The organism is Methanococcoides orientis (genome assembly GCF_021184045.1).
Lineage (GTDB): Archaea > Halobacteriota > Methanosarcinia > Methanosarcinales > Methanosarcinaceae > Methanococcoides > Methanococcoides orientis.
In genome coordinates this window covers 569789-583654 of record NZ_CP073710.1, presented here as the reverse complement: position 1 = coordinate 583654, position 13866 = coordinate 569789, and the positions used below count along the sequence as shown (strand labels likewise).

8 protein-coding genes are annotated in these 13866 nt (G+C 43.8%); all 8 read right to left on the bottom strand.

Going from position 1 to position 13866, the window contains the following annotated elements; genetic code table 11:
* Nucleotides 1–2: 2 nt before the first annotated feature.
* Complete coding sequence (locus J7W08_RS03045; protein ID WP_233085178.1) at nucleotides 3–2804, bottom strand: NosD domain-containing protein; 2802 nt, start codon at nucleotides 2802–2804, stop codon at nucleotides 3–5.
* A 365-nt stretch (nucleotides 2805–3169) separates the two neighbouring features.
* A complete protein-coding gene (gene ppsA / locus J7W08_RS03040; RefSeq protein WP_233085177.1) occupies nucleotides 3170–5575 on the bottom strand; it encodes a phosphoenolpyruvate synthase in 2406 nt (801 codons plus the stop codon).
* Between the two features lie 192 nt (nucleotides 5576–5767).
* Complete coding sequence (locus J7W08_RS03035; protein ID WP_233085176.1) at nucleotides 5768–6523, bottom strand: hypothetical protein; 756 nt, start codon at nucleotides 6521–6523, stop codon at nucleotides 5768–5770.
* 120 nt (nucleotides 6524–6643) lie between these two features.
* Nucleotides 6644–9088 (bottom strand): vWA domain-containing protein, encoded by a 2445-nt coding sequence (locus J7W08_RS03030; RefSeq protein WP_233085175.1) that lies wholly within the window; start codon nucleotides 9086–9088, stop codon nucleotides 6644–6646.
* Nucleotides 9085–10956, bottom strand: a complete 1872-nt coding sequence (locus J7W08_RS03025) for a vWA domain-containing protein (RefSeq protein WP_233085174.1) — start codon at nucleotides 10954–10956, stop codon at nucleotides 9085–9087. The genes J7W08_RS03030 and J7W08_RS03025 overlap by 4 nt, the downstream gene beginning before the upstream one ends.
* Nucleotides 10956–11837, bottom strand: coding sequence for a DUF58 domain-containing protein (locus J7W08_RS03020; protein ID WP_233085173.1), 882 nt, complete (start codon nucleotides 11835–11837; stop codon nucleotides 10956–10958). The genes J7W08_RS03025 and J7W08_RS03020 overlap by 1 nt, the downstream gene beginning before the upstream one ends.
* Before the next feature lie 57 nt (nucleotides 11838–11894).
* Nucleotides 11895–12869: an AAA family ATPase gene (locus J7W08_RS03015; protein ID WP_233085172.1), complete on the bottom strand. Its 975-nt coding sequence runs from the start codon at nucleotides 12867–12869 to the stop codon at nucleotides 11895–11897.
* An 85-nt stretch (nucleotides 12870–12954) separates the two neighbouring features.
* A complete protein-coding gene (locus tag J7W08_RS03010) occupies nucleotides 12955–13845 on the bottom strand; it encodes a DUF7502 family protein (RefSeq protein ID WP_233085171.1) in 891 nt (296 codons plus the stop codon).
* Nucleotides 13846–13866 lie beyond the last annotated feature (21 nt).

Sequence of the window (13866 nt, the reverse complement as noted above, 5' to 3'; positions counted from 1 at the left end):
GCTTAAAGCCCTCCATCGTCCTTCTGATTTCTTAGAATAAATATTCCAAGCACCAGAACGATTCCAAGACCAGCAATAAAATAGAGGTAGCCGGAATTAGTGTCAGTCTTGACCGGTATTTCTTCCTCCGTAACAATGGCTGGTCCATCAGTTGCTGCTGGCGTAGCCACAATGACCTCATTCACATCTTCAACGTCGGTTCCAAACAGTGCATAGACTGAAAACTCACACACCATCGCTGTCGCCCTGCCATTTTCCCTATCAACCGCCGTGTCCAGTGCAACCCATCCGTCTTCGGATGTGTAGGTGTAGATCGTCGGAATTGTACTTTCAAATTCTTTCGGATCGAAATCCATGGTGATCATAACGTCCTTGTTGAAAGTGGATCCTGAGGGTTCGAAGTCGTAGTAAAGACCGGAGTAGGTCACATCTTTAGGAACATCTGCCGGCAGGGATAACGGCATGGTGATCATAACTTTATTCAGAGGATCTCCGGAAGAAGAAAGAGCTACAGTTCCCTTAAAAAGGGTAGCTGTTGCTTTTGAATCTGATGATTTTACAACGGTATCGCCCATTATTTCTCCATCCTCATCTAAAAGCAACTGTTGGGTTGTTCCTTCTGAAATAATTCTTCTGGCCACAGAACTGTCACGTTTTTCAGATGAATCAGACGGATCTGAAGGGCTGGGAATTTCCGGATCAGAAAAGAGACCGAATGTTCCGAATTCAGAGAGATTTATAGAAACATAGTTCTCGCTTGTGTTTAATGAAGCATTTGGAACTTCCACCCATTCGGTACCATTCAAACGGAACAATTCGACGGAAGCTTCCCGGATGCTGCTCATTCCCGAATCATCATAAGAGAATGTAACGTTTAAACACACTCCGGACGAATGGACAATATCAACATATCCATTGACATTAGTTTTATCAGCTGGAACTATGGAATGAGTTTCATCCCCAACTACTGAAATCTCACTTGTATCAGTTAACAGTGATATAGCTGATGAATTATGTGTTACCATAAGATTTTCTACTGTGTTTTCATAATTTGACAGTAAAGTGTTTTCACAATTTGACAGTAAATCGCAAACATTGTTGCCTATTGCGGTATTGTTGGCAAAATTATTATAGTTATTTTTAAAAAAGAGATTAATTCCGTAATCGTTGGAACTGACGGTATTGTTAGCAAATGTATTATAGTTATTTGAAAAATAAAGATAAATACCGGTATCAGAGTTGTTACTGAAAGTATTGTTGGTCAAAATGTTATTATTTGCACCACCAAGATAAATACCGGTATCAGAGTTGTTACTGAAAGTATTGTTGGTCAAAGTATTATTACTTGAAGAGGAAAGAAAAATGCCGTAACGAGAGTTGTTACTGGCAGTATTGTTGGTTAAAGTATTATAGTTATTTTTAGAATTCAGATAAATACCGGTATCAGAGTTGTTACTGAAAGTATTATTGGTCAAAGTATTAGTACTTGAAGAGGAAAGGTAAATGCCGTAACGAGAGTTGTTACTGGCAGTATTGTTGGTCAAAATATTATTATTTGAAGAAGAAAGAGAAAAAGCGTCATAAGAGTTATTACTGGCAGTATTGTTGGTCAAAATGTTATTATTTGCAGAATTAAGACTAAGACCGACTTTGTTATTAATGACAGTGATATCATCAAGAACATTAAAGCTTGAAGATTGAATATGTACACCACGATTATTTTCTGATACTGTGACGTTTTGTATTATTGAATTACTGGTATATGCAAACAGAACACCATCAAACCCATTGGTCAATTCAAGATCTCTGACAGTGATGTTTGTGGAGTTTACCACACATACAAGTCCTGCATCTGAAGGTATTTCCTCATCTGAACGAGTGACCCAGTAATAGATCGGTTTATCATCAACAAAATTCGTCTGATCTATATCATTCAGGAAATCTCCTAAAGTTACACCATAAACTTTAAAATTATAGGTATTTGATGACATTATATTATTATTTAGTGTATTATTACTTGCATAAGCAAGAATAATACCGATATCAGAGTTGTTATTGAACGTGTTGTTGGTCAAAATATTATTACTTGATGAGGAAAGATAAATGCCATAACCAAAGTTGTTGTTGGCAGTATTGTTTGTCAAATTATTGTTACTTGCAGAATTAAGAAAAATACCTGCGCCAGAGTTGTTATTGGCAGTATTGTTGGTAAAAGTACTATAATTACTTGAAGAAGAAAGAAAAATACCTGTGCCAGAGTTATTATTGGCAGTATTGTTAATCAAAGTATTATAATTACTTGAATAAGTAATATAAATACCGTAATCATTGGAACTGACAGTATTATTGGTCAAAGTGTTGTTATTTGCTGAATCAAGATAAATAGCATAATAATTGCCAGTCAAAAGGTTGTCTGAAATATTACAATAAGAAATTGATGATACCTCAATGCCAGCTTCGCCCCAATTGGTTGCACCTGCAATATTAAATCCGCTAATAGTGACATTGTCGGCATTTATTGTAAATACAGAGTTACCTGATGCTTGAATCACTGTGCTTGCAGAACCATTCTCCGAGATAATTGTTACAGGGTTGTTGACATTTACGACTTCATTGTAAATTCCATCACTTACGAGGATAATGTCACCAAGATTTGCAGCTGCAACTGCATCAGTTATTGTAGTGTGATCTTTGCCACTTTCTCCAACCGTAATTGTTGCAGCTGATGCAGTTCCAAGAAATAGGATCAACACTAAAAGTACAATAGAGGATTTCAGAATATATGATCTTATACTTTTTTTCATACTAGTCACCAATAATAGAACGAGCCAATATAATTCCTATAAAATATAAAAATATATTTATCCTAAGATAATCACTTTTTAAAATTCAGTCAACATTCTAATAATTTAATCATTAGAAGTCTCCTGTGCAAGTTTGCAACAAAACACAAGTGGTATTATCTCGAAAATCACCATGAACTAACCAGGGAATAACTTAGATCTACAGCAATAATCCCATTAAAAAACGTGATAGAAAGCGAATCAAGGAGAGATGCTGAAGGAAAATGAAGTCTGAATTTTATGAAGAAGCGTATCCTCTAGTAATACCGTTGAAACGAGGTTTTCAGTTCTGAAAAGAAAATATGGGCAGAGCATTAGCCCGCCTTTCATTCCATCTCTTTCTCGGTTTCCAGTACCTTCAATGAGATCTTCATCACAGAATCCGGATTCAGCGAAATAGAATCAATACCTTCCCTCACAAGGAACTCAGCAAATTCGGGAAAATCACTTGGCGCCTGACCACATATCCCGCTGTGCTTACCATTCCTTTTTGCACCCTGCACTGCCATGGAAACGATCTTCTTCACAGCCTCATCCCTTTCATCAAAGGACGATGCCAGTATCTCAGAATCCCTGTCAACTCCAAGGGTCAGCTGAGTGAGGTCATTGGAACCAATGGAAAAGCCATCAAAGTATTTGCTGAACTCATCTATCAACAACACATTGCTCGGGATCTCGCACATCACATAGACCTGCAGGCCGTTCTGTCCTCTTTCCAGACCGTTCTTTTTCATTTCAGCGATCACTTTTTCCGCTTCCTCGATACGCCTGCAGAAAGGTATCATAAGGATAAGATTTGTCAGTCCCATCTCGTCCCTGACCTTCTTCATAGCCCTGCACTCAAGTGCGAATCCTTCCCTGTAGCGCTCATCATAATAGCGTGATGCACCCCTGAAACCTATCATCGGATTGCTCTCTTCGAACTCGAAATATTCTCCACCGATAAGGCTGGCATACTCGTTCGACTTGAAGTCGCTCATACGCACCACCACAGGTTTCGGATAGAATGAGGCTACAATGGTCGCCACTCCCTGGGAAAGCTTTTCCACGAAATAATCTTCCTTGGTCTTGTATCCAGAGGTTAGTTTCTCAATTTCCTCAAGCACACCCTCATCTTCCATCTTTTCAGGATGGATCAGTGCCATAGGGTGGACCTTGATGTAACTTGTAATGATGAACTCAAGTCTTGCAAGTCCGATACCATCGTTCGGTATCATGGAAAGTCCAAATGCCTCTTCCGGATTACCAAGGTTCATCATCATCTCGGTCTTTGTTTTTCCTAAGCCCTTGAGGTCAACCGTTTCGATGTGGAAAGGCAGTATTCCTTCGTAGACCCTACCGATATCACCTTCAGCACAACTCATAGTGACATCCATTCCGTTCTTCAATTTTTCAGTAGCATCCTCTGCACCCACGACCGCAGGAACTCCCAGCTCACGGCTGACGATAGCTGCATGGCAGGTCCTTCCGCCCTTGTTTGTAATGATGGCAGCGGCACGCTTCATGATAGGTTCCCAGTCAGGGGTTGTGGTATCGGCTACCAGTATCTCTCCGTGTTGGAAGGATGATAGCTTGGAAACATCGTCGATAACATGGACCTTACCGGCAGCTATCTTGTCACCCACACTTCTGCCGCTTACAAGAACGTTCGAATGCTCATCAAGGAAGTATGTCTCAAGGACATCTTTTCTCTTCCTCGACTGGACCGTCTCAGGTCTTGCCTGTACAATGAACAACTCATCGGTGTTACCATCCTTTGCCCACTCGATATCCATGGGTACAGCCTTACCTTTCTTTTTGGAATAGTGGTCCTCGATGGTGGCTGCATATTTTGCAAGCTGGAGAATCTCCTCATCGTTAATGCAGAATTTCCTCCGGTCTGCAAGAGGAACTTCCACATTACGGGTAAGTATGCGTGAATCCCCGCGCCCGTAGATCATCTTTATCTCTTTGCTACCCGGCTTCTTTTTGATGATAGGCCTGTAACCTTCTTTCAGGGTCGGTTTGAAAACGTAGAACTCATCCGGGTTGACAAGTCCCTGCACGACGTTTTCACCGAGGCCGTAGGCTCCGGTAATGAAGACAACATCTTCAAATCCGGATTCGGTATCGATGGTAAATATCACACCGCTGGATGCAAGGTCTGAGCGTACCATCTTCATGACACCTATTGACAAGCCGACCTTGAAGTGGTCGAATTTATGATGTACACGATAGGAGATCGCCCTGTCCGTGAAAAGAGAGGCAAAGCAACGGTTACATGCATCTTTCAGAGAGTGGTAGCCGTGCACGTTAAGGTAGGTTTCCTGCTGTCCTGCAAATGAAGCATCAGGAAGGTCCTCTGCTGTTGCAGAACTGCGGACTGCTACGTCGGTCTCAACTCCGTACTCTTCACTCAGTTTGTCGTAGGCTTCTTTGATCTCTTCCCAAAGGTCATCCGGAATTCCTGCATCGAGTACTATACTCCTTGCTTTTTTCCCTCTTTCAGCAAGGTCAGTTACATCTGCTGTATCCAGTCCCTCCAGACTATCCTTAAGTTCTTGCAGCACACCTGCAGATTCCAGGACGTGCCAGTAAGCATCTGCTGTAACTGCAAAACCGTTTGGTATCTTTATATCTTTCTCTGTGAGTTCACGATACATCTCACCGAGAGAGGCGTTCTTTCCTCCGACCGAAGGTATGTCCTCTATACGTATCTCTTCGAACCATCGAATGTATTTACGATCTCCCATTATTAACCCCCGTTATTAGAATGAATTATTCTTTTAACTGTTAATATAATTAATTTTTAAGGGTATTAGACTTTTTGGAGAATAGAAAATAGTTGGTAGAAATGACAAGGGTTGATCAGAATTATCAGAAAAGAGGAGACATGGTCAAAAAGCTGATCACCTTTTTGTAACCATGAAATTGCTATTCTTATTTCACTCTGTTAAGACCACGATCTTCAAAGTTCCACTTTGTGGCGGCAGACTTGCTGTTACCATTGGTCCGTAGTAAGCTTCAATCCTAGTTCCTTCTGTAAGATCTTCAATGGTAAGTTCATTCCCATTGCTGTCTGTGATAACCGTTTCCTGAGCTGTTACCAGAAAGATATCGCATGGATAACCTTCTCCGATGTCGCTGTCATCCTGGTCAAGAAGTAGAACTGTGTTCTCACTCCATACTTCAGTTCCGAGGATTATTCCGGTGGTCTTGACAGGCTGTGGACCGGTCGGTACATTCTCATCAAGTACGACAATACTCACAGCGTTGCTTTGTGGTGGGAGGCTTCTTGTTGTCATTGGTCCGTAATGTGCTTCGACCCTTGTTCCTTCAGTAAGATCATCAATTGAAAGCTCGTTTCCATCACTATCTGAGATGGTTGTTTCCTCTCCGACCATCAGATACAGGTCGCATGGGTAGCCTTCCCCGATGTCGCTCTCGTCCTGGTCAAGAAGCAGGACTTTTGTTCCGTCCCATGAGTCGATGCCAATGACAGTAGCAATTGTCTTTATAGGCTGTAGCGGATCGCTTTCGGAAATATCTCCATCAACAGTTGGAGCATCTGCTTCAAGTCCTTCGTCGTCGACCATTATCTTATCGCTGCTATCAGTATCGTTCATTATCATAGCACCGGCAGTTATCGTCGAAAGTATGATCAGTATAATTAGCGGGATGTAAGCGTTTTTTGTTCTCATAATATCACCTGACGTTTGTCATCAAGCAATACAACGAACGAATGTTATATATTCATTACTTTAACTACGAACAAATTAGTAGTCTTCTGCATGCGTTTTTAAAAAAAAGAAGGCAGATTTTCACTCTGCCCTTTCCCTGTTCGCGGCCCTGATCTCCCTTATTCTTCTTACTGCGATCTCTGTAAGGAAGAGCAGTAATGCTGCAATAAGGAAGTACAGTTTCTGGCTGACAGGTTGCTGAACACTTTTAAGTGAGTTCGCCTTGGCATCTGTAAGCAGCAGTGCAAGTGCTTCGTTCTCACTGTAGGTCTTGCCACCGTTTGCCTTGATGAGCACAGGAAGATCCTCGTTCAGCCCAACATCACGATATTCAACAGCATAGTTCACAGCTATCGGATAGCCTGAAACATCATGCATTCCGATGTTCTTTGGCTCTATCGTGGTCTCATAGGTATTTTGACCTGTTACAGCAAGTTCAAGGGTCTCGCCCTTGTACTTGAGTTTCGGGATACCTTCATCGTAACGTGTGATGTAGAGAGTTGCAGGGCTTCCAAACCATGTGTCATCTCCTTCGACAACGGTTCCTTCCTCTACCTGTGGATTGCCTATCGCCCAGTTCATGGTTGAGGAGATCAGCCTTGAATTGTTGCCGGAGTACATCTGTGAGCTCCAGGTTGCCTGCCCGCCTTTACCGTTATCAGTAGTAATGGCTGCTACCCTTCCAAGCCCGTATCTCCATGTGGTGATGACCGGCTTGCCTGTGGCTGTCACAACGATCCTGTCTGCACCTCCTTTTGGTGTAACGTCATTGTAACCTGTGATGTTACCGTCAACTTCCAAGTTGCGGGTGATGAAGTGGTTCGGGTTGTATTCGATAAGCGGGAATGATGTCATGACCGGTTCATCGTCCTCGGTCTCTTCAGGGATGTCAAGGTCCTCGAACTCAAGGTCTGCACGTTCGCCCCTCTCGACCGGGAAATATATTCCGTCCACGCTTTCCATAAGGTCTTCTGAATAGATGTTGCCGAACTGATCCCTCTGGGAAGGTGCACTTGACTTTACGTGAACATAAAAGAATTGGATATCTCCATTGTGGATCTCATCTGCGACCACAAGACTGTCTTCATAAGACTGCTCTATACCTCCATCGGAGATGATGATGATATCAAGTTCTCCGACTTCGTTCTCAAGCCAGTCCTGTGCAATGAGAAGTCCCTGGTCAAGGGATGTCTCACTGGTAGATCCAGGCGTCAGTGCTGATATGTCCTCTTCAAGCTTCAGGACATTTGCCTGAGTTCCAAGATAGACCAGTCCTCCTGAAACATCAATACCTTCGCTTCCAAAAGCGATGACTCCTGCGTATGCATCCCTAAGGTTCTCGTCCTCAAGAATAAAAATAGCATTTCCGAGTATATCGGAAAGCGTCTCATGGTGAAATGTACTCTGGGACACATCAAGTACAAGAACAATGCTCCTGCCACCCTTCCAGTCTGTTGGTCTTGAGAGTACCGGAAGCAGATCCTCAAATGATGAGTTCAAATAATTGCCTTGGTCAAAGGATGTCTCTCCCCCAACAACCACAAGACCATTACCGTCTGTTACGAACTCCTTGAGGATCTCAACATCACTTTCTGAAAGTGTCCTTATATTGCGGTTATCAAGGACTATTGTCTTCTTATCATCAATGTTTGTAAGCTCGTTCGTGTTGGACACATCATACAGGTTATACAGTACATTGCCAAGAGGTGCGGACGTATCGCTGGTCATCAGTTTGATCTTCGGCTTGGGCACAACATAGATAGCTTTGTAGAACTCGTTATTGATGCGATCCTTGTCTGATGTTAAAGGTGTAAGTGTAACGCTTAACTCCTGTGCACCAAGCTTCTTGAAAGTGTAAGGTACACGTATTGTCCTTGTGCGTGTACTCTGTGTAAAGGTTCCGCTCCTGACAAGCGTGTCCCCGGCGTAGACCTCGAAACTGTATCGAATCTCCTCTGCGCCTGCCTGTGAGACAAGTACATCAAATTGGTTCTCATTTCCGATGACAACGGTCTTATCGCCCAGTATCTGCACACTTATGTCGTTCTCTTCGAGTTCAGGTTCCACTGAATAAACGGTGGTTCCAACTTCCTCAGCAAACTGGAGTGCCTCTTCAAGGTCCTTTCCAAAGTTGCTGTTACCATCAGTTACCAGTACGATCTGGTTATCCCCGCTTGAATATTGCTCGACCGCATCCCCAAGGGAAGTGCTATCCCCGGAGAGCCTGACAAGGGTTGTCGGGGTGTTTGCGGTCAGGGATTCATAGACCTTGTCACCTACGCCTTCTTCGAACAATTCCATACTTCCGGTCTCATCCGAAATTATGATCATCTGGGGAGTGTTATCACTTGAAACCTCGCTGACGATCGAGAACGGGGATGCAAGTGCCACTACAAGCAGCGAGAGAACTATGATGCGTGAAAGGATCAATGTCCTTCTTGCACCTTTTTTGATGAGATACAGTCCGCCGGCAATTATCGGCAGGACAAGTAGCAGTACCATTGGATCTTCAAAAGTAACCATCATAGCTCACCCCGGCTTCTGATAATAAGAATCTCAACGATCACCAATAGCATGGCAATGATTATGAGATAAATGTCAATGTAATTCTTGGTTGTGTAGGTATTTTCCCTAACTATCTGGGAACCTTCCTGGGATGTGGCACGGTCCAGAACACCTGATGAATCGATGGTGGTGTCTGATTCCATATCATCGTAAAGATTGACAGCAATTTTCTTTCCTGCAACCTCGTAGATCCCGGCCTCATCATAGAGCAACCTGCTGGTGGTCACGGTTCCGGTAGGTGTAGATACATCCTGTTCATTTGGAAGTGCGGAAATAGCACCTGTCTGGATGTTGTAGTCACCGATATCTCCTGCTCCGCCAAGCCATGCGATAATCTTTGCCCAGAGGACTGGGTACTCAGGCAGGTTGTGGAAATTGTTCCATGCATTTTCACCAAGCTCATCGCTTAAGCCCAGGTACATCACTGTTCCGTCACCGACGCTCCAGTAAGCCAGCATAGGGATGCCTGAATCAGTATTTACAAGGGAAACTGCATCTGACCTGAGGGTAGCATTAAGGTATGTGTAAACTGCAATATCCTCGAATCTCACATCTTCTGTAAGTCTTGTCTCCTGCACAACCTTCAGGGTTTCACCGTTGTTGCTTTGCATTGTGGCAATTGGTTTTACCGGAAGCACCTTGAGCAGGTCAAAGTTCGCAGCTGCCGGATCAAGTGTCGGGGATGCGATGAACAGCGCTTCTCCGCCGTCGTTTATGAAAGAATCAAGGAGTGTGACCTCTTCGGCAGTCAATGCTCTTTGTTGTGTGTCTATCACGATAACCTTGTAATCACTAAGGTCTGATGGAACATTGTTCGACTGGGTTGCCCTTATGTTCGGCAACAATGAAAGTGAAACTGCAGCTGGCGAATTCTTAACATCGGTCACAAGGAGCAGTTCGTTGTGAACGTCCGAAGGAATTGAGATGTAAGCTGTATTATCAGTTATGAGACTGTCATCTTTTGTTATCCTGATTTTTGTAACGCCAGGTCCAAGGTTCGTCAGCTTGAACTCACTGGTTGAAAAAGGACTGACAGTAAGTGTAACGCTCTTCTTAGTCTCGCTTCCGGATGTATCGATATCCAGGTTGACATTCTGTGTTATCTCGTTGTAGTTCTTGACAACACAGTTGTAAGTGTAACCGTTCTCTTCAGCCTCGAGCCAGCCCTGAATTATGCCAACGTTATCAGCAGGAGCTCCGACCCTGACGAAACTTACCTTCATACCGTAGGATTCAGCAAGTCTCTTTGCAGAGACGGGATCCTCTCCCTCCCAGTTGGTGAAATCTGATATGACGATTATCCTTCCGCCTTCGTTAGAAAGCATTCGCATGGCATTCGTTATGGAAGTTGACAGGTCTGCCACCGTACCTTTCCCCGATAATCCGTCAAGCGTGTCCTTTGTAGCTGAAGACCCCTCGGCTTCAAGAACTGTGACCGGGATGTTCTGTGCAAGGATGATGCTGTTCTTCTTGCTGACATATGTCTTGGCGATCTCAGTGGCACTGTCGAACCTTCCGTCAGTGTTCATGCTTGCAGAAGCATCGATGACAAAGATAGTGTGCTCTCCACTCAGGCTTTCCTCGGATGTATAGAATGGGGCTGCCACTGCAATAGAGATCAGTATTAGCACCAGTAATTGTGCAAGGAATATAGGGTCCCTGATAAGTCTTCTAAGGGATGCGAACCGTTTTTTCTTCTGTTCTGCCCGCATCAGGAACATCAGGGACGGGATCTTCAGCTGAAGTGGCTTTGGTCGTAACAGGTACAATATAATAAGTGGGATCACACTTGCAAGGGCTGCAAGTCCCAGTGTGTTCTCAAAAGGCATCAGATCCTCCTCCCGCTAATTGTGTGGAAGAACGCATCAAATACAGGTGTATCAGTTGTGAATGTAAAGAAATCGGCACCGACATGGTCGCAGATGTTCCTGATCCCATCGATATGGGCCTGTAGTTCTTCCTGGTATTTGTCCTTGAAATTGTTGCTCAGGTATGTCTTCAGTTCATCATCTGTTTCAAGGTCCATGAGCTTTACATGCCCGTGCATGGACAGATCGCTTTCAGAAGGGTCAAGCACCTGTATAAGCATGAGGTCGTGATGCGATAATCGGTAGATAGCTGATTCAATGGAACTCAGGTCTTCCATGAAATCTGAAATAATGACAATAAGTGACCGTGAACGTATAACACGCTCATACTGTTCAACACAGCTGTTCAATGCGGTCTGACCTTCAAGCTCCACTTCTGCAAGACGGTCGATGTCCCTGAGAAGGTAACGTCTGCCTCTGTGTGTCTGGGAGATCGCTATATTATCAGCATATGTGGATATGCCGAACTTGTCGTTATCCTTGGTGACAAGATATGCAAAACCGGCGGCAAGCATGGCTCCATACTCGTATTTTGTAACATCGACGGTAGAATAGTCCATACTATTACTGGAATCCAGCAGTATGTGGGTAGTTACTGATTTGTCCTCTTCGAACTCCCTCACATAAAGCTTTTCAGATCTTGCATACACATTCCAGTCAATGGATTTCAGGTCATCACCGGGATGATACTCAACATACCCAATGGTATCAAGACCGCGACCGCTATGTGTTGAACGCCTGCTTCCTGCATAGGCACTGGACACCCGCTTTCTTACCATGAAAGTAAAGCGGTCCAGCTGACGGAAGAAATCCACATCGATCCTGTGTTTCCTGTCACTCATGGTTTAATATCAGTTTTCGTTATTCATTGGCTTACACTGGTTGGACTTATGAACAACTCATTTGACCTTTGTCAATATTTCCTTGATGACCTGATCAGGAGTTATACCACGTCTTTCAGACTCGAAGGTCAGAAGGATCCTGTGTCTTAGGATCGGATATGCCATGACATCGATATCCTCGTTGCTGACAAAGTTCCTGCTATTTACCAATGCACGTGCTTTTGCTGCAAGTATCAGACCGATAGATGCTCGTGGTGATGCACCATATTCGATGAAATCCGTCCATTTGCGGGTAGCCATTACAACTCTGATAGCCCTGTCCTTTATGTCGTCAGCAATTGGCATATCCCTTGTGAGGCGCTGTAATTGTAGTACCATTTTCTTGTCAAGTACTTTCCTGACCTGTGGTTCATCATACTGTGTGTAGCGTCTTACGATCTCTTTTTCTTCATCAAAGGAGGGATAGTCCAGCAGGATCTTCAAAAGGAACCTGTCAAGCTGTGCCTCAGGAAGCGGGAAAGTACCTTCCATCTCAATAGGGTTCTGGGTTGCAAGTAAGAAGAACGGTTTGTCAAGCAGGAAGGTATCATTTCCAACGGTGACCTGCTTTTCCTGCATAGCTTCAAGCAATGCTGACTGTGTCTTTGGAGAAGCACGGTTCACCTCATCTGCAAGAACGATATTTGCAAAGACTGGTCCTGGCTCGAACTTGAATTCCTTGCTTCCGCCTTTTTCCTCTATGATGTGTGTGCCTGTAATATCTGCAGGCATAAGGTCCGGAGTACACTGTATCCTGCTGAAATCAAGGTCCATTGTCCTGGCTATGGTGGATACTGTCAGTGTCTTTCCAAGTCCTGGATTACTCTCCATAAGTGCATGACCGTTACACAGGATCGCAATGACGATCTGTTCAACTGTATCCTTCTGTCCGACTATGACCTTTGATATCTCATTGAAAAGTGCTGCAAAGGCATCTCCAGCACCTTTGTAGACCCGTTCAAGTTCACCGGATCCGGCGTCATTGGAATTCATTTAATGTTCTCCTTGTATTGCGATAGATCGAATATGTTAATGTGATAGTAATTTTATAGTTCGTATGATAATCAATGTGATAATCTCAGTTCTTTGCCATCTCCTCGAAGTATTCCTTAATGATACTCTCGTAGCCTTCGGGGAGTTGCTCATAATAAGCAGGCGATGAGATCAGTCCGACCTCATAAGCAGACGAGCTCACAAAATCAGGTGGTAGTTCCTCACTTTCCTCCCCTCCTGTAAAACCGGTTCCTGCCCCAGGTGGAAGTGAGAGATCGACCTCTTCTCCTTCAACTACGATCACAGCCGGCTCACCAATAAGATCTTCTTCGCCACCGTTCCCGCTTTCACCTTCAAGTGTAAATGACTCGTCAGGGGATGTCGCATTCTCATTACCAGGCATGCCTGGCAGGTCCTGGATAATATCTGCAAGGTCACCGGGGTCAACGTCCGACTGATAATCGGTTACCATGACAAAACTGAAGATCGCAAGGGAGGCAACAAGAAGTGCCATGCTTGCCTTGAACCTCTTCTTTTCCAGAAGCTCGGAAGAGTTGACCTTTGAGGCGATCTCCAGGACATTGCCCATGAGCTCGTCAACAATGATGTTATGGATATTCTTGTTATCGTTCGCAGTTCGTAACTTCTCGTTCAATGGAGGGAACTTTTCTTCGATAAGCGGTACTATCTGGATCTTCCTGTCCCGGAAATGTATGGCAAAGGTAAGCAGGACCGCAATGAATATGGATATTACTGCAAGGAACAAGATCCCGGCCGAAATGGCATCTGAGGGACCGTATGTTGAATCTGCATATAGTTCAAAGGTCCTGAATTCGAAAAGTACCTGGTCGAACTTCAGTATCTTCAGCAGAGTGAATAATATTAATGTGATAATAGAAAAATCAAGTATCTTATAGATACGCTTGTATTTATTAGCAGCAGACTCCTGTTTTTTAATAAATGCATCAATATCCATAAGTACAGATCCTTTAATGAT

Bases quoted from the DNA above. Each gene is read 5' to 3' on its own strand.
- J7W08_RS03010 (WP_233085171.1), bottom strand. From the start codon at position 13,845: ATGGATATTGATGCATTTATTAAAAAACAGGAGTCTGCTGCTAATAAA.
- ppsA (WP_233085177.1), bottom strand. From the start codon at position 5,575: ATGGGAGATCGTAAATACATTCGATGGTTCGAAGAGATACGTATAGAG.
- J7W08_RS03045 (WP_233085178.1), bottom strand. From the start codon at position 2,804: ATGAAAAAAAGTATAAGATCATATATTCTGAAATCCTCTATTGTACTT.
- J7W08_RS03020 (WP_233085173.1), bottom strand. From the start codon at position 11,837: ATGAGTGACAGGAAACACAGGATCGATGTGGATTTCTTCCGTCAGCTG.
- J7W08_RS03035 (WP_233085176.1), bottom strand. From the start codon at position 6,523: ATGAGAACAAAAAACGCTTACATCCCGCTAATTATACTGATCATACTT.
- J7W08_RS03015 (WP_233085172.1), bottom strand. From the start codon at position 12,869: ATGAATTCCAATGACGCCGGATCCGGTGAACTTGAACGGGTCTACAAA.
- J7W08_RS03025 (WP_233085174.1), bottom strand. From the start codon at position 10,956: ATGCCTTTTGAGAACACACTGGGACTTGCAGCCCTTGCAAGTGTGATC.
- J7W08_RS03030 (WP_233085175.1), bottom strand. From the start codon at position 9,088: ATGATGGTTACTTTTGAAGATCCAATGGTACTGCTACTTGTCCTGCCG.